This window comes from Streptomyces sp. NPDC088097 (genome assembly GCF_044741845.1).
Lineage (GTDB): Bacteria > Actinomycetota > Actinomycetes > Streptomycetales > Streptomycetaceae > Streptomyces.
On record NZ_JBIUTJ010000002.1, the window covers coordinates 432,641 to 456,311 of the forward strand.

General features: G+C 73.7%; 22 protein-coding genes. 14 read left to right on the plus strand and 8 right to left on the minus strand.

Translation table 11 applies throughout. The annotated features are described in order from the left end of the window. Positions 1 to 68 precede the first annotated feature (68 nt). Both ACIOD1_RS07885 and ACIOD1_RS07890 read left to right on the plus strand, forming a co-directional pair. Positions 69 to 3,518, plus strand: a complete 3,450-nt coding sequence (locus ACIOD1_RS07885) for an endo-alpha-N-acetylgalactosaminidase family protein (protein WP_401900925.1) — start codon at positions 69 to 71, stop codon at positions 3,516 to 3,518. Between the two features lie 75 nt (positions 3,519 to 3,593). Next, the gene (locus tag ACIOD1_RS07890; RefSeq protein WP_365617286.1) at positions 3,594 to 4,223 is read left to right on the plus strand and encodes a methyltransferase domain-containing protein; all 630 of its coding nucleotides are present in this window, start codon (positions 3,594 to 3,596) and stop codon (positions 4,221 to 4,223) included. A gap of 4 nt (positions 4,224 to 4,227) precedes the next feature. Here ACIOD1_RS07890 and ACIOD1_RS07895 read toward each other — a convergent pair whose 3' ends face one another. Both ACIOD1_RS07895 and ACIOD1_RS07900 read right to left on the minus strand, forming a co-directional pair. Then, the gene (locus ACIOD1_RS07895; protein WP_365617540.1) at positions 4,228 to 5,046 is read right to left on the minus strand and encodes an AraC family transcriptional regulator; all 819 of its coding nucleotides are present in this window, start codon (positions 5,044 to 5,046) and stop codon (positions 4,228 to 4,230) included. 489 nt (positions 5,047 to 5,535) lie between these two features. Next, positions 5,536 to 6,522, minus strand: coding sequence for a DMT family transporter (locus tag ACIOD1_RS07900; RefSeq protein WP_401900928.1), 987 nt, complete (start codon positions 6,520 to 6,522; stop codon positions 5,536 to 5,538). Positions 6,523 to 6,605: 83 nt separating this feature from the next. Here ACIOD1_RS07900 and ACIOD1_RS07905 point away from each other — a divergent pair, with 83 nt between their 5' ends. From ACIOD1_RS07905 to ACIOD1_RS07925, 5 genes are all read left to right on the plus strand, one after another. Next, entirely contained in the window at positions 6,606 to 8,093 is a 1,488-nt protein-coding gene (locus ACIOD1_RS07905) for a PLP-dependent aminotransferase family protein (RefSeq protein WP_401901392.1), read from the plus strand. A 385-nt stretch (positions 8,094 to 8,478) separates the two neighbouring features. Continuing rightward, complete coding sequence (locus ACIOD1_RS07910; protein ID WP_401900930.1) at positions 8,479 to 9,384, plus strand: nitroreductase/quinone reductase family protein; 906 nt, start codon at positions 8,479 to 8,481, stop codon at positions 9,382 to 9,384. A 137-nt stretch (positions 9,385 to 9,521) separates the two neighbouring features. Next, on the plus strand, positions 9,522 to 10,010 hold the full coding sequence (locus ACIOD1_RS07915) for an LAETG motif-containing sortase-dependent surface protein (RefSeq protein ID WP_365617280.1): 489 nt from the start codon (positions 9,522 to 9,524) through the stop codon (positions 10,008 to 10,010). An 8-nt stretch (positions 10,011 to 10,018) separates the two neighbouring features. Beyond that, complete coding sequence (locus ACIOD1_RS07920; RefSeq protein WP_365617278.1) at positions 10,019 to 10,681, plus strand: SigE family RNA polymerase sigma factor; 663 nt, start codon at positions 10,019 to 10,021, stop codon at positions 10,679 to 10,681. Further along, positions 10,678 to 11,250, plus strand: a complete 573-nt coding sequence (locus ACIOD1_RS07925) for a hypothetical protein (RefSeq protein WP_365617276.1) — start codon at positions 10,678 to 10,680, stop codon at positions 11,248 to 11,250. The genes ACIOD1_RS07920 and ACIOD1_RS07925 overlap by 4 nt, the downstream gene beginning before the upstream one ends. 231 nt (positions 11,251 to 11,481) lie before the next feature. On the opposite strand, the gene ACIOD1_RS07930 is transcribed toward ACIOD1_RS07925, so the two are convergent. After that, on the minus strand, positions 11,482 to 11,943 hold the full coding sequence (locus ACIOD1_RS07930) for a MarR family transcriptional regulator (RefSeq protein ID WP_365617275.1): 462 nt from the start codon (positions 11,941 to 11,943) through the stop codon (positions 11,482 to 11,484). A 249-nt stretch (positions 11,944 to 12,192) separates the two neighbouring features. Here ACIOD1_RS07930 and ACIOD1_RS07935 point away from each other — a divergent pair, with 249 nt between their 5' ends. The 3 genes from ACIOD1_RS07935 (at position 12,193) to ACIOD1_RS07945 (ending at position 15,664) form a co-directional block, all read left to right on the plus strand. Then, complete coding sequence (locus ACIOD1_RS07935) at positions 12,193 to 13,410, plus strand: MFS transporter (RefSeq protein WP_401900934.1); 1,218 nt, start codon at positions 12,193 to 12,195, stop codon at positions 13,408 to 13,410. 74 nt (positions 13,411 to 13,484) lie between these two features. After that, the gene (locus ACIOD1_RS07940) at positions 13,485 to 13,949 is read left to right on the plus strand and encodes a heme-binding protein (protein WP_401900936.1); all 465 of its coding nucleotides are present in this window, start codon (positions 13,485 to 13,487) and stop codon (positions 13,947 to 13,949) included. Positions 13,950 to 14,023: 74 nt separating this feature from the next. Beyond that, positions 14,024 to 15,664 (plus strand): glycoside hydrolase family 20 protein, encoded by a 1,641-nt coding sequence (locus ACIOD1_RS07945; protein WP_401900938.1) that lies wholly within the window; start codon positions 14,024 to 14,026, stop codon positions 15,662 to 15,664. A gap of 37 nt (positions 15,665 to 15,701) precedes the next feature. Here ACIOD1_RS07945 and ACIOD1_RS07950 read toward each other — a convergent pair whose 3' ends face one another. Both ACIOD1_RS07950 and ACIOD1_RS07955 read right to left on the minus strand, forming a co-directional pair. After that, positions 15,702 to 16,094, minus strand: a complete 393-nt coding sequence (locus ACIOD1_RS07950) for a hypothetical protein (RefSeq protein WP_401900940.1) — start codon at positions 16,092 to 16,094, stop codon at positions 15,702 to 15,704. Continuing rightward, complete coding sequence (locus ACIOD1_RS07955; RefSeq protein ID WP_365617537.1) at positions 16,087 to 16,320, minus strand: heavy metal-binding domain-containing protein; 234 nt, start codon at positions 16,318 to 16,320, stop codon at positions 16,087 to 16,089. Before ACIOD1_RS07955 ends, ACIOD1_RS07950 begins: the two co-directional genes overlap by 8 nt. Positions 16,321 to 16,590: 270 nt before the next feature. Here ACIOD1_RS07955 and ACIOD1_RS07960 point away from each other — a divergent pair, with 270 nt between their 5' ends. Next, complete coding sequence (locus tag ACIOD1_RS07960; protein WP_401900943.1) at positions 16,591 to 17,205, plus strand: hypothetical protein; 615 nt, start codon at positions 16,591 to 16,593, stop codon at positions 17,203 to 17,205. A gap of 105 nt (positions 17,206 to 17,310) precedes the next feature. Here the strand turns inward: ACIOD1_RS07960 and ACIOD1_RS07965 are convergent, their stop codons facing one another. Then, complete coding sequence (locus ACIOD1_RS07965) at positions 17,311 to 18,756, minus strand: amidase (RefSeq protein ID WP_401900945.1); 1,446 nt, start codon at positions 18,754 to 18,756, stop codon at positions 17,311 to 17,313. Between the two features lie 129 nt (positions 18,757 to 18,885). Between ACIOD1_RS07965 and ACIOD1_RS07970 the strand changes: the two genes are divergently transcribed. Next, positions 18,886 to 19,479: a TetR/AcrR family transcriptional regulator gene (locus tag ACIOD1_RS07970; protein ID WP_365617265.1), complete on the plus strand. Its 594-nt coding sequence runs from the start codon at positions 18,886 to 18,888 to the stop codon at positions 19,477 to 19,479. A gap of 173 nt (positions 19,480 to 19,652) precedes the next feature. Here the strand turns inward: ACIOD1_RS07970 and ACIOD1_RS07975 are convergent, their stop codons facing one another. Then, complete coding sequence (locus tag ACIOD1_RS07975; protein WP_365617263.1) at positions 19,653 to 20,462, minus strand: endonuclease; 810 nt, start codon at positions 20,460 to 20,462, stop codon at positions 19,653 to 19,655. 218 nt (positions 20,463 to 20,680) lie between these two features. On the opposite strand from ACIOD1_RS07975, the gene ACIOD1_RS07980 reads away from it, so the two are divergent. After that, positions 20,681 to 21,247 (plus strand): DJ-1/PfpI family protein, encoded by a 567-nt coding sequence (locus ACIOD1_RS07980; RefSeq protein ID WP_365617261.1) that lies wholly within the window; start codon positions 20,681 to 20,683, stop codon positions 21,245 to 21,247. Between the two features lie 108 nt (positions 21,248 to 21,355). Here ACIOD1_RS07980 and ACIOD1_RS07985 read toward each other — a convergent pair whose 3' ends face one another. Then, positions 21,356 to 22,168: a glutamate ABC transporter substrate-binding protein gene (locus ACIOD1_RS07985; RefSeq protein WP_401900948.1), complete on the minus strand. Its 813-nt coding sequence runs from the start codon at positions 22,166 to 22,168 to the stop codon at positions 21,356 to 21,358. Positions 22,169 to 22,387: 219 nt separating this feature from the next. On the opposite strand from ACIOD1_RS07985, the gene ACIOD1_RS07990 reads away from it, so the two are divergent. Then, positions 22,388 to 23,527: a hypothetical protein gene (locus ACIOD1_RS07990; RefSeq protein WP_401900950.1), complete on the plus strand. Its 1,140-nt coding sequence runs from the start codon at positions 22,388 to 22,390 to the stop codon at positions 23,525 to 23,527. Positions 23,528 to 23,671 lie beyond the last annotated feature (144 nt).

Genomic DNA, 23,671 nt, shown 5'->3' on the forward strand with positions numbered 1-23,671 from the left:
GAGCGGACCGCAGGGCTCCGGAGCCGTGCGGTCTTCCCCGCAAGGAAGCGCCGATTCCCGGAGGCCCGATGCGCACCCCCCTCTGGCCGGCCGCAGCCGCGGTCGCCGGCCTCATCGCCACCCTGCTCGTGTCCGCCCCGGTGTCCGCCGCCCCGGCGGCCCCCACCGTCGCGCCCCTGACCATCACCTCGCCCGAGCTGTCGGTGGGCGTCGACAGCGCCTTCCCCCGCGTCATCGGCTACACCCTGCGCGCGACGGGGGACACCCTCGACGGCAACACGGACCCGCTGAGCGCGGTCCTGGTCAACGGGACCTCGTACACCCCCACGGTCACCTCCACCCCCTCCGCGTCCGGGGTGGACTACACGATGACCTTCTCCGGCGTGACGATCCGCTCCCGCCTCGCGGTGTCCGGGTCCGTCGTGGAGTTCAAGGTCACCGCCATCGAGGACACGCCCGCCCTGCGCGTGCGCAGCTTCGCGATCCCCGAGCACACCCTGGTCAGCGTCCGCAGCGACCAGCCGGGCGCCGCGCTGTCGACCGCCAACATGTACACCGCGACCACCGGCACCGGTGACACCTTCACTCCGGTGACGGCCTCCACCCCCGTGGACGCCGCCGCCACCACCGTGATGTACGGGCTCGTCAACACCGGCGGGCTGGCCGCCGCCATCGACTCCAACTCCCTCTACGACGCCCCGAGCGGCGGCACGGCCCGCGAGAACGGGCGGATCAGCAAGCGGGTGACCGACCGGGGCTCCCAGCGCCGCGCCGGCCTGTGGAGCGGGGCCTGGCTCTACCGGCCCCAGGGCGCCGCCGACACGGACACCGAGCCCCTGCCCTACGTCCGCGTCGCGATCACCGCCGACCGCAACGCCGACTCCGCGGTGGACTGGCAGGACGCGGCCGTCGCCTACCGCGACATCTGGACCCCGCCCACGGGTTGGCAGGACACCGCGAACCGGGTCGTCCAGCGCATCCCCTTCAACTTCGCCTCCCAGGCGACGCACCCCTTCGCCCAGACCCTCGACGAGACCAAGCGGGTCGGCCTGGCCACCGACAACCTGGGTCAGTTCGTCCTGCTCAAGGGGTACGCCTCCGAGGGCCACGACTCGGCCCACATGGACTACAAGAACATCGGCGCCAAGCTCGGCGGCGCCGCCGACCTGAACGCCCTCACCACCGCCGGCCACGCCTACAACGCCGACTTCGGCGTCCACATCAACGCCACCGAGGAGTACCCCGTCTCGGCCACCTTCGACCCCGCGCACCAGAGCGGCGGCCTCGGGTGGGACTGGCTCGACCAGTCGTACTACGTGGACACGCGAAAGGACGGGCAGTCGGGGGAGCGGCTCAAGCGCCTCCAGGACCTCAAGGCGGCGGCGCCCGGCCTCGACTTCCTCTACGTGGACGTCTGGTACGGCGATGGCTACGTCTCCCGCAAGCTCCAGCGGGAGATCGGCGGACTCGGCTTCCAACTCGCCACCGAGTTCCCCAACACCCTCACCGAACAGTCCCTCTGGCACCACTGGGCCGCCGACGTCAACTACGGCGGCAGCGACCTCAAGGGCATCAACTCCACCATCGTCCGCTTCATCGCCAACCACACCAAGGACGACTGGATCGCCCGCAACCCGCTGCTCGGTGGCGCCGAACTCACCGCCTACGAGGGTTGGCAGGGCAAGAAGGACTACCAGGCCTTCCTGAACGGCACCTTCGGCGTCAACCTCCCCACCAAGTACCTCCAACAGTCCCCGATCGTGAAGTGGACCGCCGACACCGTCACCCTCGCCGACGGCACCACCGTCACCACCGCCGGCGGCGCCCGGAGGATCACCACCGCCGGCCGCACCGTCCTCGACGGCTCCGCCTACCTCCTGCCGCGCGACGGCAAGCTCTACCACTGGAACGACGCCGGCGGCTCCACCACCTGGACCCTCCCGGCCGGCTGGAGCGCGCCCAAGCTCTACAAGCTCACCGACACCGGCCGACAGGTGGTCGGCGACCTCGCCGTGGCCGCGGGCGGCAAGGTCACCATCAACGCCACCGCCCGTACCGCCTACGTGGTCACCAACGGGGCCGCGCCCGCGCAGCCCGCCCCCAACTGGGGCGAGGGCACCCCCGTCAAGGACCCCTCCTTCAACGCGGGGAACCTCAACGCCTGGACCGTGACGGGGAGCGGCGCCGCCGTCGCCCGCAACGCCTCCGGTCAGAACGAGCTGGCCTTCGCCGCCCAGAGCGCCCCCGCCGTCTCCCAACAGCTCACCGGCCTGACCCCCGGCACCTACGCGGCCTCCGTGTGGGTCTCCACCCCCACCGGACGCGCCACCACCCTGAGCGTCACCCCGGCGGGCGGCGCCCCGGCCTCCGTGTACGCCGACTCCTCACCGCTCACGAACAACCTCGGCGGCAGCGAGAAGAACGGCACCAAGGCGCAACGGATGAAGGTGCTCTTCGACGTCCCCGCCGGACAGTCCACCGCCACGCTGAAGCTCTCGGCCGCCGGCGGACCCGGAACCGCCTACCTGGACGACGTCCGCGTGGTCCGCTCCGCCCGCACCCCGCTCGGCGGCCACACCTACGCCGAGGACTTCGAGAACGTGGACGCCGGCTGGGGCCCGTTCGTCTTCGGCGGCGCCGGTGGATCGGCCACGGACCCCCGTACGCACATCGCCCAGCGCAACGCCCCCTACACGCAGGCCGGATGGAGCGGCAAGCTCGTCGACGACGTGATCGGCGGACAGAACTCCCTCAAGTCCCACGAGGAACGCACCGGCTTGGTCTACCGCACGCTGCCGCAGACGCTGCGGCTGACCCAGGGCCACGCGTACAAGGTGGGCTTCACCTACGAGAACGGCTTCGCGGGCGACTACCAGTTCATCACCGGGGCCGGCGGCACGGAGACCACGACCGGGCTCGGGCAGGCCCGCACCGCGACCGCCTTCACCAAGACCTTCACCGCCGGGGCCGACGCCTGGATCGGCGTCCGCAAGATCACGGCGGAGGACTCCCACAACGAGGCCGACCTGATCCTCGACGACCTCACCGTGGACGACCTCGGAACCGTCGGCGGCGGCGAACAGCTCGTCCCACAGGGGCAGATGAGCGTCCAGGCGGTCGACAGCCAGGAGACGGACGGCGAGAACGGCGCCGCCGCCAACGTGCTCGACGGCCAGGCCTCCACCCTCTGGCACACCCAGTGGTACGCGGCCACCGCGCCGATGCCGCACGAGATCACCCTCGACCTCGGCGCCACGTACGCGGTCTCCGCCCTGCACGCCCTGCCCCGACCGACCCAGAGCAACGGACGCATCGCCGACTACCAGGTGTTCACCTCCACCGACGGGACCACCTGGGGCGCGGCGGCCGCCACCGGCACCTTCACCGACACCGCCGCCCAGCAGGACGCCGCCTTCGCCCCGAGGGCCGCCCGCTACGTCCGGCTCAAGGTCACCCGGGAGGTGAACGGCAACCCCTGGACCTCCCTGGCGGAACTCAACATCGGCTACACGCTTTGACGGTCGGACCGGCGCAACGACCCCTCCCGAGTCGGGAGTTCGCCGTACGGTGGACTCCCGGGACGAGGAGGGGTCATGACGCGACGCGAGACCGCCGCAGAGGTGTTCGACGCGCTGGGGGAGCGCTACGAGGAACTGTTCGGTGAGGTTCCCGACCAAGTGGCCGCCCTCGACTGGCTGCTGGCCCGACTCCCGTCCCGCGCGAGGGTGTTGGACGTGGGCAGCGGCACCGGGCGGCCCACCGCCGAGAAGCTCGTCGCCGCCGGCCACGAGGTGACCGGCATCGACGTCTCGGCGGCCATGGTCGCCACGGCCCGCGCCCTGGTTCCCGGGGCCCGCTTCGAACAGGCCGACGTGCGCACGTACGAGCCCGGGCCGGACGGTTACGACGCGGTCTGTTCCTTCTTCCCCCTGCTGGTCATGGACCAGCCCGAGATCGCCGCGTCCCTCGACCGGATGGCGTCCTGGCTCGCTCCGGGCGGCCACCTGGTGCTGGCCACCGTGCCGGGGGACATCCGCGGCCTGGACATCGAGTGGATGGGCCACCCGGTCACCGTCAGCAGCCTCTCCACACAGGACCACCTGGAGCGCCTCGCGGCGGCCGGCCTGGAGGTGCTCGCCCACCACACCACCCCCTACCGGCCCGCCGACCCCCTCGCCGAGCCCGAGGAGCACCTCTTCTGCTTCGCGCGCCGACCCGCCTGAGCCGTCAACACAGCGGCCCCCGCCCCGCCTGCTGGGCGCGGAAGCGGATCGGGGCCATCCCGACGCGTCGGCTGAACAGCCGGCTGAAGTAGGCCGGGTCCTCGTAGCCGACCCGCCGCGCTATCCCGGCGACCGGCAGGTCGGTGCGGGCCAGGAGTTCCTTGGCCCGGCTCAGCCTGATCCCGAGGAGGTACTCCTTGACCCCCTCCCCGGTGCTGCGCCGCACCGCCCCGCGCAGCTCGGACAGCGGCATGCCGAGCCGTTCGGCGTGCCGGGCGACCGAGATCGGCAGCAGCGCGTCCCGCGTCAGGGTGTCCATCACGGGGTCCCCGTGGCGCGACACCCCGGCCCGGGCGTAGCGCAGGGCCACGAGCAGGGCGTGAACGGAGGCGGCCGCCTCCACCTCCAACAGCGGCCCGCCGAGCCGGGCGGCGCGGACGATCCCGTCGACCACGTGTTGCACCCCGGCCGTCCCGCCGAGCGGCACGAGCGGTCGGTCGGGGGTCACGTAGCCCAGGTCGGTGTAGGCGCCCACGCTGCTGCCGGCGAAGTCCACGAAGCACTCCTCCCAGCCGCCGCCGGCCGGGTCGGGGGCGTAGTGGTGCTCCACGCCCGGCACCAGCCACAGCAGGGCGGGCGCCGCGACCGGCTGGGGCGGGCGCCCGCCGTGACTGAACCACCCCCGCCCCCGGGTGACGACGACGGCCACGTGGTGGTCCAACACCCGCGGCCCCACCACCGGCAGCACGCCCTGCTGCACCCCCACGCCCAGACAGACCAGACCGAGCCGGCGGTGTCCGGCGGTGGGGGAGAAGTACCGCATCCAACTGCTGTACGACGGTGGCGGGCCGGTGGCCCGAGTGGATACCCGGGGGGTGGCCTGCGGGGAGACCCCGGCAGTGGTCCGGGTGGCGGCCTGGGTGGTGATCGGCGCGGGCGTCGGCATCTGCGGATTGTGATCCACGAGCCCGGACGGCTCAAGGGGGCCCGGACTCCCGTCTCCGACCCGAGGCGCGAGGGAGCCGCCGCACGGAGGGGAGACAGGTCCCAAAGCCTCATGCGTCACACGCGTCGGGGCTCGCCCAGGTCGGCCGCGGGCCTGTCGGAACACGTGGACCTCGTCCGGGTCCTGCGGTCCGAAGGCGTCGACGGAGCACCCGCGCCGAAGACCAGCCGCGCCGAAGACCAGCCGCGTGATCCGGAGGGGACGAGAGGGGTGAGCCGCGGGCCGGAGGCCGGCTGCCGCAGGGGGCGCTCGACACCACCGCCCGGGGCGGCGCCCGGTCTTCCACCCCACTGCCGCCGTCAACGGTCAGGGCGAGGAAGCAGGGGGCGCGGGGGCCCGGTTCCTGCCGTCCCGCAGCCCCAGGACGAGGCCGACGATCACCACCGCCAGGCCCAGCCACACCGTGGGCCCGGGCACCGCGCCGCCCGTGAGCGTCCCGGCCGCCGCCGCGGCGAGGGGGGCGATCCCGGTGAGCAGTCCCGCCCGGCCGGATCCCACGGCGGCCACCGTGCGGTACCAGAGGAGGAAGGCCACCGCCGTCACCAGCACGGCCAGGTACCCGACGGCCGCCCACTGCCGCGCCGTCAGCGTCGTCAGGGCGTCGGGCCGTTCCGTGCACAGGGAGAGCGCCGCCTGCATGACCGCCCCCAACCACACCGCGTGCACCGACACCCCCCACGCGCCGTGCCGCCGCAGCACGGGCACGGCCAGCAGGGTGAAGCCCGCCTCGCAGGCCAGCGCCAGGGCCGCCCAGCCGACCCCGGCGGCGTCCGTACGCCCCGTCCCCTCGACCAGGACGGCCCCCGCCACCACCACGGGCGCGGCCCACAGCACCCGCCGGCTCGGCCCGCGCCCCTCCAACAGGGGTCCGACCAGGCCCAACAGCACCGGTACGGACGCCACCGCCACCGCGATCACCGCCGGCTCGGCATGCGCGACGCCCCGTACGACGGCCACGTTGAACAGGACCAGCCCGGTGCCCGCGATCCCCGCCAGCCACAGCCACTCCCGGCCCCGGGGCCACGACAGGGGGACCCGGGCGGCGCGGGCCACGGCGAGCAGGATCAGGGCGGCGGCCACGTACCGCACCGCCTGCGCGGCGAACAGCGGAGCGTCCACGAGGGAACGCGAGACGGTGACGCTGCTGCCGACCAGTGCCATCCCGACGCAGCCGGGCACCAGATCGCGCGGCGAGCCGGCGGCGCGGGAGGTCGCGGACGGGGTCGCGGAGGCGGACGGGGACGGCGGAAGGGAAGACGGGCGGTGCGTGGCAGGCGGGGGAGAGGTGGTCATGCCGTCCAGCCTGGAGGCACAATGGTCCGGTGAGCAGGTCCAAAGAGCACGCCGACGAGGGGTCCAAAGAGCGGCCCGACCCCGTGGCCGGCCCCGCGGGCGACCCCACCGCCGGCTCCGACTTCCTCCAGCTGGACATCCGCCAAGCCCCGCGCGGCGCCCGCACCGAATGGCTCGCCGCCCGGCTCCGCGCCGCCATCGCCGACGGCACCCTCCCGGTCGGCAGCCGACTGCCCGCCGGCCGGGTCCTCGCCGCAGAGCTGCGGGTCTCGCGCGGGCTGGTGACCGAGGCCTACCAGCGCCTCGCCGAGACCGGCCAGATCGCCGGACGGGGCCGGGCCGGCACGGTCGTCGTCGCCGCCCCACCCCCCGCCCCCACGGACCCGGCCGGGCCCACGGTCCCCGCCGGACGGGGCGGGCTCGTGGACGCGCTGCGCGCCGTGCCCTGCCGGATCGACCTCTCGCCCGGCGTGCCCGACCTCACCGCCTTCCCGCGCACCGCCTGGCTCCAGGCCGAACGCCGGGTACTCGCCGCCCTCACCCCGGGCGACTTCGGCTACGGCAACCCGCAGGGCGCTCCGGCCCTGCGCGAGGCGGTGGCCGGCTGGCTCGCCCGCAACCGGGGGATCCGCGCGGACCCCGCCGAGGTGATCGTGGTGGCCGGGGTCGCCCAGGCCCTGTGGCTGCTCGCGCGGGTGCTGCCCGAGGCGGGCGTACGCCGGGTCGCGGTGGAGGACCCCGGCTCGCTCGGAGCCCGCGAACAGCTGGAGCACAGCGGGCTGGACACCGTGGGGGTGCCCGTGGACGGGGCCGGCCTCGATGTCGCGGCCCTGCGGGCGAGCGGGGCGGGGGCGGCGCTCGTCACGCCGGCGCACCAATTCCCGACCGGGGTCGTGCTCGACGGGGAGCGCCGCCGTGAACTCCTCGCCTGGGCGGCGGCCGGGGGACTGGTCCTGGAGGACGACTACGACGCCGAGCACCGCTACGACCGCGCGCCCGTCCCCGCCCTGCGGGCCCTGCTGCCCGAACAGGTCTGCTACGCCGGGAGCGTGTCCAAACTGCTGGCCCCCGCCCTGCGGCTCGGCTGGCTGCTGGTCCCCGAGCGGCTGCGGGACCGGGTCGTCGCCGAGAAGCGCTTCGCCGACCTCGGGAACCCGGTCCTCGCGCAGCTCGTCCTCGCCCGCCTGATGGAGTCCGGGGAACTGGAACGTCACCTCCGCTTCGTCCGGCGTCGCCACCGTCGCCGCCGCGACGCGATGCTGCGGGCCATCGGGAGCGAACTGCCCGGAGCCAGGGTGCACGGAGCGGCCGCCGGTCTGCACCTGATGGTCACCTTCGACGGGGCCGGGTTCGCCGACACCGACCTCGCCACCGCCGCCCTCGGACTCGGGGTCAAGGCGCACCCCCTGTCCTGGCACCGGATGCGACCGGGGCCGCCCGGCCTGATCCTGGGCTACGCGGCCGGCCCCGCCGGGGAGTCGGAGGAGGGAGTGGCCCTCCTCGGCCAAGCCCTCCGCGTCCTGACGGCAAAGCCCTCCGCGCCCTGCCGGCCGGGGCCATCCGGGACCTGACCGCCACGCCCTCGGGGACCTGACACGCGCTCAACGGCGTTGACAGCGCCGCGCCCGATGCGTTCTGATGGGCGACGGTGTCGCGTGACGCCGGCCACTGAGCAGTGGGCCGGCCGGCAGTCGGGCGGAACACCCCTCACCCCCAGGAACCGCCATGAGCACACACTCCGCGCCCCGCAGTTGACGTAGCGCCCGGGCCGCATCCGCGAAGCTCCGACTTCGCCTGTGGCCGAGCCCCACGTCGGGCACCTCGACGGTGCCCCCACCTTCAATTCCCCTCCCCAGGCGAGCGCCACCGCGCCCCGCCCCGCCCCGGCGACCGCTTCGCCGCGCGGGCCGGCGGGCGTCCTCGGCGTGCCGCCGTCCGCGCAGAGAGAGAACACACGTGCCCAACCCCTTCAACCGGTCCGTCATCGAGGAGTTCCGCGCCCACCAGGGCAAGGTCGCAGGCCCCTTCGAAGGCCAGGACCTGCTGCTGCTCACCACCACCGGTGCCCGCTCCGGAGCGGAGCGCACCACACCACTGGGCTACGTCCGCCACCGCGGAACACCGCTCGTCGTCGCCTCGAACCTCGGCTCCGCCCGGCACCCGGGCTGGTACCACAACCTCCTCGCCCACCCCCGGGTCCGCGTCGAACTCGGCGCCGACACCTTCGAGGCGCTGGCCGTGCCCACCGAGGGGCGCGCACGCGAGGAGCTGTTCGCCCACGTGCTGCGCGTCGCCCCCGGCTACGGCGCGTACCAGGACCGCACCGCCCGCCCGCTGCCCGTGGTCCGCCTGGAGCCCGCCGGCCCCGACGCACGGCAGGCACCCGGCGAGGTCCGCACGCTCGCCGGAAAGATCCTGGAGGTCCACACCTGGCTCCGCGCCCAACTCGTCGACCTCAGCACCGAGACCGAGGCGCACTTCGCGGCCCGCGCCGCCTGGAACGGCCAGGGCGCGCCCCCGAAGCCCGCCCTCGGACTCCAGATCCGCCGGCGCTGCCTGGACTTCTGCCAGGCCCTGCGCTTCCACCACACCGGGGAGGACGAGCACGTCTTCCCCGGCACCCTCCACCACCACCCGCACCTGGCGGGGACCTTCGAGCGGCTGCGCGCCGAACACCGCACGGTCGCCCGCCTCCAGGGCGACCTCGTCGCCCTCCTCGACGGTCTGGAGAACCTGGACCCCGAACGCTTCCGCATCGGCCTCGCGCGGATGACAGCGGAACTGACGGCCCATTTCGACCACGAGGAGGCGGTCCTGCTCCCGCTGTTGGAGGAGGTGCCCTGGCCGCCGCCGCGCGGCTGAGCAGGGCCCCCGACGGCCGGGCGGAAGTTTTTTCGAAAAGTTCGGCAACGGCGACAACCGATGGGGGAGTCGCGCGTCGTGGGGGGTGAAGGGCGAAGTTCCGCGCCCCCGAACCGACCGCAGTGGAGAGACCAACCGTGAAGAACCTGAAGCGCGCTCCCCTGTCCGCCCGCCGGGCGGCCGTCGCCCTCGCCGTCGCCGCCGGGGCGGTCGTCGCCCTGGGCGGACCGGCCCTGGCCGCCCAGGGACCCTCCTCCGCTCCGACCGCCACCCCGAGCGTGTCGCCGACCACCCCGGCCGGGACGAAGCCGAGCTCCAGCCCCACGGGCCCGGCCGGCAGCAAGCCGAGCTCGGCCCCCGCCACCCCGGGCACCGCCCAGCCGAGCGTGATGCCGGGGACGGGCACCGCCCAGCCGAGCGCGGCCCCGGCCACCCCGGGCGGTGCCGAGCCCTCCTCCTCTCCGTCCGTCGTCGCCCCGTCGGGCAGCCCCTCGCCCGCCGGCGGCCCCGAGCTGGCGCATACTGGCTCTTCGGCGACCACCATCGCCCTCGGCGGCGGAGCCGCCGGCCTGATCGCCGTCGGCGCCGGAGCCCTCTACACCGTGCGGCGCCGCGCCGCCAACTGAGGACCCCCGTGCTCGCACTCGCACCGTCCACCAGCCCCCTCACGCCCGGGTTCGCCCGGGCGTGGCGGGGCTTGTGGTGGTGGCTCTCACGCGCGGACCGCTCCACGGCGGGGCCCGCACGGTACGCGTACACCTACGGAAGCGGCGGAGCCGACGGGGGCGTCCTCGCGGATCCGCCGCCGCAGACGCCCACCGTCTCCGAGCTGTACCACGCCCACCGGCTGGCCATGGTCCGCCTCGCGGTGCTCCTCGTCGACGACCTGGGCACCGCCGAGGACGTGGTGCAGGACGCCTTCACCGCCCTCTACCGCCGCTACGGGGAACACATCACGGAGGTCGACAACGCCCTGGGATACCTGCGCACGGCCGTCGTGAACACCTCGCGCTCCGTGCTGCGCCGGCGGCGCACGGCCCGCGCCTGGATCCCGCCGGTGACGGCCGACATGCCCTCCGCCGAGGCCTCCGTCGTCCTCGGAGAGGCACACCGCGAAGTGCTCGTCGCCCTGCGCGGACTGACCCCGCGCCGCCGCCAGGTGCTGGTGCTGCGGTACTGGGCCGAACTCAGCGAGGCGGAGATCGCCGAGACCCTCGGCATCAGCCGGGGCTCGGTGAAGTCGAACGCCAGCCGGGGGCTGGACGCGTTGGAGAAGATCCTGAAGGGACGGGTATGAGCGGTTCTACGGATGTACCGCCGGGCGGCGAACGCCCGGTGGAGCGCCTGCTGCGCGAGGCGCTGTCCGTGCGGGCCGACGAGGTCACCGTCCGCCTGCTGCGGCCGGCCGACCCGCCCGGGCCACACCTGGGCCGGCTCTCGGCGCGGGCGCTGTGGCGGCGCCGATCGGCCTGGACCCTCGCGGGCTTCGGCGGTCTGGCGGCGGCGGCCCTGGCCGGCTACCTCGTGCTCGGCCCCGGGCAGCTTCCGGACGGGCGGCCCGTTCCCCCCGCCGCCCCGCCGGAGCTGACCACGCCCACGCCGTCCCCCGGGGTGTTCTCGCCGGCGCCCGCGCCCTCCGTGGAGCCGAGCCCGTCGGAGCCCCGGGCGTCACCGTCCACCGCGGGCACCGGGCCGGCCCCCGCCACGGGCAAGCCCACGCCGCCCCGCACCCCGTCGACCCGACCGGCGGGCGAACCCCCGCACACGGGCGAGCCCTCCGCCGGTACCCCGCCGACGGGGACGGCCCGACCGAGCGCGAGCCCCGCCGGCGCGAAACCCTCCAGCGCCCCCCAACCGACCCCGTAGCCGTAGCCGTCGCCGTGGTCGTGCACGCGGGTCCGTGGCCGCGGACCCCGCGGTGGGTCATGTGCCGGCCCGGCCCCGGCGCCTGAGCCCCCACCGGTCCCGCTCCAGGTGGACCAAGGCTCCACCCATGGGAGGGGTGCCTTCCCCCGCTCGCTTCGCCGGCCCGACAACGCCGCGAGGCGCGGTGCGGTGCCGGGCCCCGCGGGCCGGGCGGGGCTTTGACGACAGGGCCTACGCCCCGCTCGTGCCGGGGTTTTCGATGACGGCGACCAGGGGGGCCAGCGCCGGGTCGAGGGCGGCCTCGTCGAGGGCCTCGCGCAGGGCGGTGTCGTTGGTGGGGCGGGCCAGGTCCAGGAGGGACAGGCCCGCCTCGCTGACGTCGGTGTAGATGCCCCGCCGGTCGGTGTCGCAGATGTAGCGGCTCAGCAGCCCGCGGTCCTCCAGCCGGCTGACCAGTCGGGTGGTCGCGCTCTGGCTGAGCACCACGGAGTCGGCGACCTGGTTCATCCGCAGGTGGCCGCCCGGGCCGCTGTGCTGGCGGCTGAGCACGTCCAGCAGCGAGTACTCCCGCACGCTCAACCCGTGCCCCGTCTGGAGGGCCCGCTCGATGTGGGTCTCGATGCGCCCGTGCAGGAGGGAGAGGGCGCACCAGCCCTGAGCGAGGGCGGTCAGGGCGCTGTCCGTGGCCGTCATGGGCTCCTCCAGGGGCGTTCACAGGGGCGTTCGTGGTCACAGGGGCGTTCACGGGGCCGGTCCCAGGGGGTGGGACCTCGACGCGCACCACCAGGAGGCGCGTACCGCCAGGATAGGCCACTCGCGCAATAGCCCGCGCTTGCAAATATCCCGCGTCTGCAATTAATGTGGGCGAGCGCTACCGGCGAACGCATCGTTCCCCTTCGGTGCGCCGCCCCACGCCCCCCACCCCTGGAAGGCAACCCCCTCATGCCTCTCGCCCTCCTCGCCCTCGCCATCGGGGCCTTCGGAATCGGCACCACCGAGTTCGTGATCATGGGCCTGCTGCCCGAGGTCGCCGCCGGCTACGGGGTCTCCATCCCCACCGCGGGCTTCCTGGTCACCGGCTACGCCCTCGGTGTGGTCCTCGGCGCCCCACTGATGACCGTCCTCGGCACCCGCGTCCCCCGCAAGCGCATGCTGATGCTGCTGATGGGCCTGTTCATCGCGGGGAACGTGCTCTCCGCCCTCGCCCCCGCCTTCGGCGTCATGCTCGCCGGACGCGTCCTCGCCTCCCTCGCCCACGGCGCCTTCTTCGGCATCGGTTCCGTGGTCGCCGCCGGGCTGGTCGCCCCCGAGAAGAAGGCCGGCGCCATCGCGATGATGTTCACCGGCCTGACCGTGGCCAACGTCGTCGGCGTCCCCCTCGGCACCCTCGTCGGTCAGCACCTCGGCTGGCGCGTCACCTTCGCGGGCGTCGCCGCCCTCGGCGTCCTCGGACTGCTCGGCATCGCCCGCCTCGTCCCCGACCTGCCCCGCCCCGAAGGGGTCAGGATCCGCCACGAGCTGGCCGCGTTCCGCAACGTCCAGGTGCTCCTGGCCATGGCCATGACCGTCCTCGGCTTCGGCGGGGTCTTCGCCGCCGTCACCTACATCACCCCGATGATGACGAACGTCGCCGGCTTCGCCGACACCTCCGTGACCTGGCTCCTCGTCCTCTTCGGCCTCGGCATGGTCGCCGGCAACCTGATCGGCGGCCGGTTCGCCGACCGCGCCCTGATGCCGATGCTGTACGTCTCCCTGGGCTCGCTGGCCGTGGTGCTGGCCCTCTTCACCGTCACCGCCCACACCAAAGCGGGCGCCGCCGTCACGGTCGTCCTCATCGGCGCCCTCGGCTTCGCGACCGTACCGCCGCTCCAGAAGCGGGTCCTCGACCAGGCCGCCGGCGCCCCGACCCTGGCTTCCGCCGTCAACATCGGCGCCTTCAACCTCGGCAACGCCCTCGCCGCCTGGCTCGGCGGCCTCGTGATCGCCGCCGGACTCGGCTGGACCGCCCCGAACTGGGTCGGCGCCGCCCTCGCCGCCTCCGCGCTCGGCCTCGCCCTGTTCTCCGGCGCCCTGGAACGGCGTACGGGACGCCGCGCCGCCGAGAGCCGCGTCGTGGCGAGCGGGGCACCCGCCCCGGCCACCGCGGCCGCGCACCACTGACAGCACTGACACCCCGCCCCACGCCCACCCACTCCACACCCCACTCCCACCCCCCTTTGCCCAGGAGCACCCGCATGTCCACGAACACCACGAACGCCGGCACCGCCCCCGCCCGTCGCGCCGCCGTCGCCCCGCTGACCACCGAGGACGCCGAACTGCTCGTCGGCGCCGCCCACGCCGCCGCCGAAGCGGCCGGGGTGCCGGTCAGCGTCACCGTCCTCGACGCGGGCGGCCACCTCCTGGCCTTCCGCCGCGACGACCGGGCCGTCCTGATCTCCGGCGAGACCAGCACCCGCAAGGCCTACACCGCCCTCCAGCTCGACGCCCCCACCGCCGACCTCGTCGCCGCCGTCCAGCCCGGAGCCCCCTTCCACACCCTCCCCACCGCCCTCGACCGGCCGCTGCTGTTCATCGCGGGCGGGCTCCCCGTCCACCGCGACGGCCGGCTCATCGGCGCGATCGGCGTCGGCGGCGGCGCCCCCGAGCAGGACCACGGCTTCGCCTCCGCCGCCCTCGACACCCTGGGCGCACTCGTCTGATCCCCCGGGCTCCGGCCCCGGGTCGCGCTCCGGTGTCCCCCGTGCCAGGTTGGTACGGGGGACACGGGAGCACCATGACGAAGACGACCGGGCATCTCCGCAGAGGCAGGGCCATCGCGACGGCAGCGGCCGCCGCCCTGGTCACCCTCGCCGTGCCCGCCTGTTCGGCCGGAGCCGAGGCCTCCCGCTCCGCCCCCGGCTCCCCGACCGCGCCGGCCCCGTCGGCCGCCACCCCCGCCCCGCCGACGCCCACCGCGCCCCCGACCCCGCCGGAGTCGTTCCCCCTCTCCACGGCCCCCCGCACCGTCCCGGCCGTACGGGAACACGTACCCGCTCGGGGCCCCGGCTGGAAGCCGGCCACCTCGGCGCGCGTGCTCGTGGCGCCCGCCGACAAGGCGGCCCTGGCCGACGAGGGCAAGCTGCTCGCCGGGGAACTGAAACTCGGGTACGCGGAATCGACCGACGCCCGCCCCGGGGACGTGAGCCTGGCCCTCGGGACCAAGGGCTCGGGCCCGCCGGAGTCGTACACCCTCACGGTCCGGGGCGGCAAGGTCACGATCACCGCGCCCGACGAGGCCGGCGTCTTCTACGGCACCCGCACCCTCAAGCAGGAGATACGCGGGGCGGGTTCGGCTCCCGAGGGCACCGTCAACGACACCCCGGCGAAGCCGCAGCGAGGGCTCAACCTCGACATCGCCCGCAAGTTCTTCACCGCCGGCTGGATCGAGGACCGGCTCCGCGAGATGGCCGACCTCAAACTCAACCAGCTCGGCCTGCACTTCTCCGACGACCAGGCCTTCCGGATCCAGTCCGACAGCCACCCGGAGATCGTCTCCACCCCGCACCTCACCAAGGCCGAGGTCCGCGGCATCACCGCCCTCGCCGGCCGCCTGCACATCGCCGTCGTCCCGGAGATCGACTCGCCCGGACACCTCGGCGCCGTCCTGAAGGCCCACCCCGACCTCCAACTGCGGGACGTGAACGGCCGGGCGGTCAAGGGCGTGGTCGACATAGCGAAGCCGGCCTCCGCCACCCTCGTCGACGAACTGCTCCGCGAGTTCCTGCCCCTGTTCCCCGCCGGGGCCTGGCAGCTGGGCGCCGACGAGTACCAGGCCCTGGTCGTCCGCGACCCGCAGGCCTCCTTCCCGCAACTCGCCGCCGCCGCCACGGCCCGCTACGGGGCCGGCGCCCGGGTCCAAGACCTCGCGGCGGGCTGGCTCAACGACCGGGCCGACGTGGTCCGCCCGTCCGGGAAGGCCCTCAAGGCCTGGAACGACGGCTTCTTCAAGGGCGGCGTCGTCCAAGCCGCCCCGGACATCCAGGCCGAGTACTGGACCGGCAAGGAACTCGGCGCGCGCCCGCCGCTGGAGTACCTGAGCGCGGGCCGCAAGGTGGTCAACCTCAACGACGAGTACCTCTACTACGTGCTCGGCGAGCCCAACCAGTTCACGTACCCCACCGGCAAGCGGATCTACGAGCAGTGGACCCCGCTCGTCCTGCGCGGCACCACCGCCGTCCCCGCCCGCTACGACGCCCAGATACTGGGCGCCCGCCTCGCCGTCTGGTGCGACCTCGCCGGAGCCCAGACCACGGCCCAAGTGGCGGCGGGCATCCGGCTCCCGATGGCCGCGCTCGCCCAGAAGACCTGGGACCCCCGCCCGCCGCAGTCCCCGTGGGCCACCTTCCAGTCCCTCGCCGACCGCCTGGGCTCCTAAGAGACGACCCGGGCCCCGTCCACCAGGCCGTCGCCGGTCAGGCCGGGAAGCGCTCGACGGCCTCGCGGGCGCGGGCGTTCGAGGCAGCCGCGTCGGCCAGGGACCGGGCCAGGGCCTCGATCCACTCGTCCAGGTCCACCGGCCGCCGCGCGAGCACGACGCCCCGTACCTCGTGGCGGACCTCCCCGGTCAACCGCCCCCGGTCCATCCGCAGCCAGAGCCGCTGCTCCCCGAGCGCGACGTCCAGTTCGGTGACCGAACCCTCGCGCCCGGCCAGCCGTTCCGTCAGGGAACGCCGGCGGCCGACCCGCACCGCGCCGGGCGGCAGCGAGTCGGCGAGCGTCGACGCCAGCACGTTGGCGTAGAGCCTCAGATCGGCGCTGTCCCGGCGCAGCGCCGCCGCCAACCGTTCCACCTCGCCCTCAGGCATCGAGGCTCAACACCATCGTCGGTCGTTCGATGACATGGTCGTCGCGCAGCGGCCGTATCGCCGTCCCGATGGCGAAGAACTCGGTGGTGTGCGACCCCCACGTGTGGGCGTGCTGCGTCAGTCGGACCGCCACGATCCCTTCGGCGTCCAGGGCCTCGCCCTCCGCCCGCATGCGGTCCATCGCCGGCTCGCGCGCGTTGTAGAGCGCCTGGGTGAACGGTTCGATCTAGACGTTGCGGCCGGTGGTGCGGCGGCGGGTCGGGGCTCGCCGCGCGGATCACGTCGGCATCCGGCAGCGTATGTCATCGGCGTGATCACGCACACGGGTCGGCCGCCTCCGATGCCCGTCCGATCTCCGTCCGATCGGTCACGGAGGTCCTCACTCCGCAACAAGCCGATCCCGGACCGGTGACGAACCGGATCCGGCCGTCGCCTGGCCGAAACCAGCGCGCTACGTTCACGAGCACACGGTGGATCGCGGCAGAGGGAGACGGCCATGAGAACGGTACGAAGTCGCAGACCGGCCCACGGAGCACTGGCCGCGCTCGCCCTGTGCGGGGTGCTGGCGCTGGCCGGCTGCCAGGGCGGCGACGAGCCGGACCCGGGGGCGGCGGGCTCGAAGCCCACCGCCGGCCCGTCGGGCCCCTCGGTCCCCACCCCGGCGAGCACGCCCGCGCCGACGCCCACGAAGGCCGCCCCGAAACCCTCGGCGAGCGGCACCCCGACGAAGAAGCCGACCTCGGCGGCCCCCAAGCCGACCTGCGACCACGTCATGCCGATCGCCCCGGACCTGATCGCGCTCTACCGCTACACGCCCGAGGGCGGCTCGCACAACCTCATCGTCAGGCACGGCAATTGGAGCTGTGGCGGCTCGCCCGACGCGGCCGGGGTCACCTTCGTCCCGGTGGGCGAGGAGACCTACTTCCCGATCGCGGACGGCGCCGAGATCACCGCGACGGCCCCGATCGTCACGGGCTCCGCGAGCAAGCCGATCACCGTCGACCAACTCGTCGCGTGGGTGCTCGCCCACCCGAATTCCGGCCTCCCCTTCCGCTACCACCTCAACGCGGCGGGTGCCATCGACACCCTCGCCGAAATCCACCACTCCTAGGCCGTCCAGGAGAACCGCCTGGGCCGCCGCCGGTCGAGGGTGCGCTCCCGGGTGCCACGCCCTCGCGCCGGATCTACGCGCAGGGAGCCGTAGAGCGCACGCCCTCTACGGCTCAAGGGCTCGATCGGCCCGGCCTCCCGCGCGCGGGTCGACCGGTGTGAGGACTCCGAGCCGGTCCTCGATCGCCTGGGCCGCACCCAGGCACAGGTCTTCCCGGAACGCGCGCCCGACGATCTGCACGCCGCAGGGCAGTCCGTCGACCACCCCGGTCGGCACGGCCACAGCGGGTACGCCCACGAAGCTGGTCACGGTGCACAGCCGCATTCCCGATCCGACCCGGTCCCTACCGGCCCTGTCACGCGACTCCAGCCCCGGCTCGACCGGCGGCTCCGTGAAGACAGGGCCGAGCAACAGCGGGTACGCGTCGAGGAATTCGGCCCATGAGCGGCGGATGTTCATCCAGGTGCCCATCAACTTCATGAACTCGTCCACGCCTGCGGGCGGGGTCTGCTCCATCATCATCTCGACATAGCGGTCCCCACCCCTGCCGAGCAGCTTGCGCACCACCGGCCAGGTCGGGGCGAACTCGGTCACGGTGATCCGGCCGTACGCCTCGAGGGCCTCGTCCATCCGCGGCACGTCCCGCACCTCGCGCACGTCGTACCCGGCGTCGCGGAGCGCGTCGGCCGCGGTGGCGACGGCTCCGCGAATCGTCGGGTGGACGCCGTGCCCGCCGGGGTCCGCCACGACCGCGACCTTGATCGGCCCGGCGAGCGGTTCACCGTAGGCGGGCACCGGCACCGCGCGCGGATCTCGCGGGTCGGTCCCGGCCAGCACCTCGTAGGCAAGACGAAGATCGCCCACGCACCGGGCCAGCGGTCCGTCGGTGACCAGCATCTGGGACGCCGGACCGGGGTCGTCCGGGCCGAGAACGCGGTGGTCGGCGGGGAACCGGCCCGTGGACGGCTTCAGCCCGGCCACACCGCAGAACTGGGCCGGGATGCGCACCGACCCGCCGGAGTCGTTGCCGAGCCCGAGTGCCGCCATGCCCGTGGCCACGGCCACGGCGTCGCCTCCACTGGAGCCGCCCGGGGTCCGGCCGCTGTCCCACGGGTTGACCGTGTCGCCGAACAGCTCGCTGCGCGTGTGCATGCCCGCCAGGATCAGGGTGGGGATGTTGCTGTGCCCGATGGGGATGGCCCCGGCCGCACGCAGCCGTGCCACCGGGGGTGCGTCGGCCGGTGCCACCAGATCGCGGAACCGCTCCGTTCCGAAGGTGGTCGGCACGCCTTCAATGGCGGTGCTCTCCTTCACCGTGAAGGGAACGCCCGCGAGCGGCCCCAGCGTTTCACCGGCGGCCCGCCGACGGTCCAGCTGCGCCGCGGTCTCACGTGCGCGCTCCGCCAGGAGCTGCGTGACCGCGTTCACCCGCGGATTGACCTCGGCGATCCGCTCCAGGTGACTGCCGACCAGTTCGACGGCCGAGACCTCCGCACTGCGCACAGCCTCGGCCTGCGCGGCGGCCGGCATCTTCCACAGGGCATCCTGCATGGCTCTTCCCTCCCCGTCCCGTACCGATGCGCTTGCATCGGAACCGAACCGTACCCCTGGAACCGATGCGAACGCATCGGATAAAGTGCGGCGCGAGCAGAGTGTGGTGGAACGAGGAGGCGACCGGGCATGCCCAGGCAGGTGGATCACGTGGGCCGACGACGCCTCATCGCCGAGGCCGTCTGCCATCTCGCCGACGAAAGCGGGCTGGAGGGTGTGACCCTTCGCGATGTCGCGGCCCGCGCACAGGTGTCGATGGGCGCCGTTCAGCGGTGCTTCCGCACCAAAGAGGAAATGCTCGTGTTCGCTCTCGGGCACATCGGCGAGCGGATCATGGAGCGCGTACGGGCCCGCCTCGTCAGGAGCCCGGCCCAGTCGGCCGGCACCGCCCTCGGCCACGCGGCCACCGAGATCTCACTGCTCCGGGACGAGCGCCGCGCCGAGGCCAGGGTCTGGCTCGCCTTCGTCGCGCAGGCGACGGTCAGCAAGGTGCTCGCGACGACGCTGAAGGCGAACTACGCAACCCTGCAAGAGGTGTTCACCCGCCTCATCTCGGAGGCCGGCGAGGACGCCGACCGCGCCGTGCCCCTCGACCCGCAACGCGAGGCCCGCACCCTCCTCGCCCTCGCGGACGGTCTCACCGCGCACGTCCTCATCGGCCACCTCGCCCCGCAAGAGGCACACGACGTCCTCCATGCCCACCTGGTCGGCCTCTGGGAGTAACCGGTCCGGCCTCGGGACTCGCCAACCTCGGGAGGGCCGACCGGGCCGGGTGGGGCGAGGACGCGACAGGCACATCGGGCCGCCTGTGTCCAGGGTCCCGCCGGCCTCAACCGCCGTCACGGCCCGCGCGGTGGGGGCGCGGGCCGTGACGGGGTGGGGTGTGAAGGGGTGGGCTACCAGATGGAGTTGACCCACTCCGGGTGGTCGATGAACGGGTTGCGGTTGTGCTGGTAGGTGTCGTAGATGACCTGGTTGCGGCGCTGCTCGAAGGCGTCCGGCGGGTCCTGGAGGTTCCACTGCTTCAGGACGCTCAGGCGACCGATCGCCGGGGCGCTGCCGTTGTTGACCTTGTCGTTCGGCTCCAGGTCGGCGAAGCCGTCCCCGCCGTCGTAGCGGACGGCCATGTAGAGCAGCATGCGGGCCACGTCGCCCTTGACGGCGTTGCGGGGTTCGAAGGAGTCGGTGTCGGTGTAGCTGCCCGGGGCCTCGGCGACGGGGGCGCCGCCCATGTCGAAGTCCTTGTTGCCCCGGGTGCTGTTGACCGTGACGTCCTCGGGCCGCAGGTGGTGCAGGTCGGTGCCCGGGCCGGTGGCGGTGCCGAAGTCGCCGTGGCTCTTGGCCCAGACGTGTTCGCGGTTCCAGTCGTTGACCCCGCCACCGTTGGTGCTCTTGGACTGGGAGCGGCCCGAGTAGACCAGGATGACGTTGTTCGAGTTGGCCGGGTCCTGGTCGGTGACCTTCAGCGCGTTCCACACGCCGTCGTACGTGACCTTGGACTGGGTCTTGATGATCTCGTGCAGCGCCGTCTTGAGCGCCGCGCCGGTCTTGCCCTCGGCGGACGCGTAGTAGGTGTCCACGCTCACGGACGCGGTCGCCGCGGGAGCGCTCGCGCGCTGTTGGCCGGCGCTGGCCGTGGCGGGTATCAGGAACAGGGCGGCCGCCGCGAGGGCGCCGGCCCAGGGGGCCGTTCGGGAGATTCTCATGACGTGGGGGTGCCTCTCCACACGCACCGTGCCCACCAGGGGAATTGGTGGGGTGTCAGGTGGCAGAGCGAGAGTCACATTGTCATGCGCCCAACAGGTGAAGGCTACGTGTCGGGAGTGCGGAACCCTGGTGTTTGCCGCCGTTCGCGCAGGGGCACTGTAGCGGTCGGCGCCGCCCCGGCCGCGCCGACCGTGAACAGCCCCGACGGGAGCAGCCCATGGCAGTGAAGATCCTCATCGTGACCGGCGACGCGGCGGAGTCGCTGGAGGTGCTCTATCCCTACCAGCGCCTTCGCGAGGAGGGGTACGAGGTCCACATCGCGGCGCCCTCGCGCAAGAAGCTGCGTTTCGTGGTCCACGACTTCGAGGACGGCTTCGACACCTACACCGAGAAGCCCGGCTACACCTGGCCCGCCGACCTCGCCTTCGCGGAGGTCGTCCCCGAGGAGTACGCGGCCGTGGTCGTCCCCGGCGGACGGGCGCCGGAGTACCTGCGCAACGATCCCGACGTACGGCGGATCCTGGCGGCCTTCGCGGGCTCCGACAAGCCGATCGCCCAGATCTGCCACGGTCCGCTGATCACCGCCGCGAGCGGGATCCTGGAAGGCCGCCGGGTCACCGCCTACCCGGCGCTGGAGCCGGACATGGCCTCGGCCGGGGCGACCTTCGAGGACTCCGAGGCGGTGGTCGACGGCACCCTCGTATCGGCCCGCGCCTGGCCCGACCACTCCGCCTGGATGCGGGAGTTCCTGACGGTCCTGCGCGCCAAGGCGCCCGTCGCGTAGCCGACTCCGGGACGCGACGGAGGGCCCCCGGGTGCACACGCCCCGGGGGCCCTCCGTCGGCCTCGATCCACCTCGGCCGCGTCCCGGGGGGTCCGGGGGCCGGGGGCGTCAGCTGCCCGTGGTCACCTGCGGCGCGGGCTCGTACTTGTAGTTGGCGGTGCCGAAGTTCTTCTTCACGGCCACTTCCCAGGCGCCGCCCGAGACCATCTTCGCCAGCGCCGTGTTGATCTTGCGCTGGAGGTCGGCGGCGCCCTTCTTCACACCGATGCCGTAGCTCTCGTTGCTCAGGTTCAGCCCGACGAGCTTGAACTTCCCCTCGTTGCCCTTGCGGGCCGCGTACCCGGCGAGGATCGAGTTGTCGGTGGTCATGGCGTCGACGATGTTGCCCTCCAGTGCGACGAGGCACTCGGAGTAGCTGGGGAGTTCCAGGGTGCTCGCCTTCGGCGCGAGCTTCTGGCGGACGTTGTCGGCGGAGGTGGAACCGGTCACCGAGCACAGCCGCTTGCTGTTGAGGTCCTCGCCCTTGGTGATCGAACCGTCGCCGGCGCGGACGAGGAGGTCCTGGTGGGCCAGGAAGTACGGACCGGCGAAGTCCACCTTCTCGCGACGCTTGTCGTTGATCGAGTAGCTGGCGGCGACGAGGTCGACCTCGTTGTACTGGAGCAGCAGTTCCCGGTCGGAGCTGTAGACCTGCTTGAAGACGATCTCGTTCGGCTTGTAGCCGAGCTCCTTGCCGATGTACCGGGCCACGTCCACGTCGAACCCGGTGAAGGTGCCGTCGGTCTCGCGCATGCCGATGCCGGGCTGGTCGAACTTGATGCCGACGGAGAGGGGCTCCTTCGGGGGGTCACCACCACAGCCCGTGGCGATGGCGGCCAGGGCGATCACTGCGGCGACCGCACCGGCCTTGGGAACCTTCATGCTGCACTCTTTCCTCGGGAACGCGGAACCACGGGGGGAAAATCGCGGGGACGGGGCACACGCGGAACCGCGGGGGCGTCTACACGCGTGTACCAGGAAGCTAGGAAGGTGGCGGGCATATCGTCACTACTTCTGAGGAAAACTTGAGCATAACGATCCGGCGCGGCCGGAGATCCTGCGGCGGGAAGGCCCCGCGGCGGGAGAAGGGGCGGGGGCAGGGTGACGGCTGAAGTGACGGGCGGGGCAAGGGTCCAGGGGAACGCGCTGCTGTTGGGCGACGGGGCGCAGATCAGGTTCATCCGGACATTGCGCCTCCCTGAGTCGGGTACGCACGCCCTCCCGCCGGGTTTGGGTGAGTTCCCGCTGCGCCGGGTCGAGGACTACCCGGACACCGTGCCGCCGGAGTGGCGGGCCAAGGGCGGGGTGATGCTGCCGGTGTACCTGCGCGAGGCCATGTGGCTCAGCTTCGCCGGATCGGCCGAGCCCACCGCGCTCCAGGTCGGGGTGGGCAAGGTGTGCGCGGTCTCGGGCGACCGCTGGACCGGCCGGTTGGCGCGGGGGCCGCAGAACTACGTGGTCCTCCCGCGCCAGCCCTGGCTGGACGGCATCAACTCGGGCGCCGGCACGGTGCGCCAGTTCGTCGCCGTACCGCTCGGCCTCGGGGCCACCGTCGAAGGTCAGGTCACCGGCGAGGAGACCACCGGCGGGGTGCAGCTCCAGGCGTTCCCCCTCGAAGAGGAGGAACTGCGCCGGTGGCGGGAGGTCGAGCGGGCGAACCGCATGCGACCCCGCGCCGCGGGCCCGTCCGCTCCCGGGGGAGGGCCCTTCCCCGCCGCTCCGGGCTCCGCGCCGGGAGGGTACGGAGCCCCGCCCGCGCCCGCCGGCTTCGGTGGGCCCCTTCCGGCGCCGATGGCGGCAGCCGCTCCCGGCGCGGCCCCCGCGGGCAGGGGCCCGGCCGTCCCCGCGCCGTCCCCGGTGATGGGCCTCGGTGCGGGCGGCGCGATGCGCCAGGAGGTCTACCGCGACGACCGGGGCCTCTCGCGGTGGGCCGACCGGCCGGCCGCGCGGGTCTTCGTCCACCTGGTGACCCCGCCGGAGTGGCGGCGGATCACCGGCGAGGACGCGCCCCCGTCCCCCGTGGACCGGGCCGCCTACACCAAGGCGGGCCTGCCCTGGTTCGACCACTATGACGAGGACGGCACGGACCTCCCCGCCGCCGGACCCCTGGAGCAGGTCAAGCCGGTCGGGGACTGGCTCGGCGACGACCACAGCCCCTGGGTGACACCGGCGCCGGGCCAGGTCAAGCCGCTCGGCAACGCTCCGCGTCCCGGCGACGCCGTCCAGGACGGGGACTGGTAGCGCGGCGGCCCCCCGCCGACCTGGCGGGGGGCCGTACGGGTCGACACCGCCGGCCGACCCGACGGCTCCGAACTGGCCGGGAACGTACGGTGGTTCCCCCCTTGATCACCGAGCCGTGACAGCATGTCGGGGCGTCACGGACCA

Bases quoted from the DNA above. Each gene is read 5' to 3' on its own strand.
- ACIOD1_RS07885 (WP_401900925.1), top strand. From the start codon at position 69: ATGCGCACCCCCCTCTGGCCGGCCGCAGCCGCGGTCGCCGGCCTCATC.
- ACIOD1_RS07890 (WP_365617286.1), top strand. From the start codon at position 3,594: ATGACGCGACGCGAGACCGCCGCAGAGGTGTTCGACGCGCTGGGGGAG.
- ACIOD1_RS07895 (WP_365617540.1), bottom strand. From the start codon at position 5,046: ATGCGGTACTTCTCCCCCACCGCCGGACACCGCCGGCTCGGTCTGGTC.
- ACIOD1_RS07900 (WP_401900928.1), bottom strand. From the start codon at position 6,522: ATGACCACCTCTCCCCCGCCTGCCACGCACCGCCCGTCTTCCCTTCCG.
- ACIOD1_RS07925 (WP_365617276.1), top strand. From the start codon at position 10,678: ATGAGCGGTTCTACGGATGTACCGCCGGGCGGCGAACGCCCGGTGGAG.
- ACIOD1_RS07930 (WP_365617275.1), bottom strand. From the start codon at position 11,943: ATGACGGCCACGGACAGCGCCCTGACCGCCCTCGCTCAGGGCTGGTGC.
- ACIOD1_RS07935 (WP_401900934.1), top strand. From the start codon at position 12,193: ATGCCTCTCGCCCTCCTCGCCCTCGCCATCGGGGCCTTCGGAATCGGC.
- ACIOD1_RS07940 (WP_401900936.1), top strand. From the start codon at position 13,485: ATGTCCACGAACACCACGAACGCCGGCACCGCCCCCGCCCGTCGCGCC.
- ACIOD1_RS07945 (WP_401900938.1), top strand. From the start codon at position 14,024: ATGACGAAGACGACCGGGCATCTCCGCAGAGGCAGGGCCATCGCGACG.
- ACIOD1_RS07950 (WP_401900940.1), bottom strand. From the start codon at position 16,094: ATGCCTGAGGGCGAGGTGGAACGGTTGGCGGCGGCGCTGCGCCGGGAC.
- ACIOD1_RS07960 (WP_401900943.1), top strand. From the start codon at position 16,591: ATGAGAACGGTACGAAGTCGCAGACCGGCCCACGGAGCACTGGCCGCG.
- ACIOD1_RS07965 (WP_401900945.1), bottom strand. From the start codon at position 18,756: ATGCAGGATGCCCTGTGGAAGATGCCGGCCGCCGCGCAGGCCGAGGCT.
- ACIOD1_RS07970 (WP_365617265.1), top strand. From the start codon at position 18,886: ATGCCCAGGCAGGTGGATCACGTGGGCCGACGACGCCTCATCGCCGAG.
- ACIOD1_RS07975 (WP_365617263.1), bottom strand. From the start codon at position 20,462: ATGAGAATCTCCCGAACGGCCCCCTGGGCCGGCGCCCTCGCGGCGGCC.
- ACIOD1_RS07980 (WP_365617261.1), top strand. From the start codon at position 20,681: ATGGCAGTGAAGATCCTCATCGTGACCGGCGACGCGGCGGAGTCGCTG.
- ACIOD1_RS07985 (WP_401900948.1), bottom strand. From the start codon at position 22,168: ATGAAGGTTCCCAAGGCCGGTGCGGTCGCCGCAGTGATCGCCCTGGCC.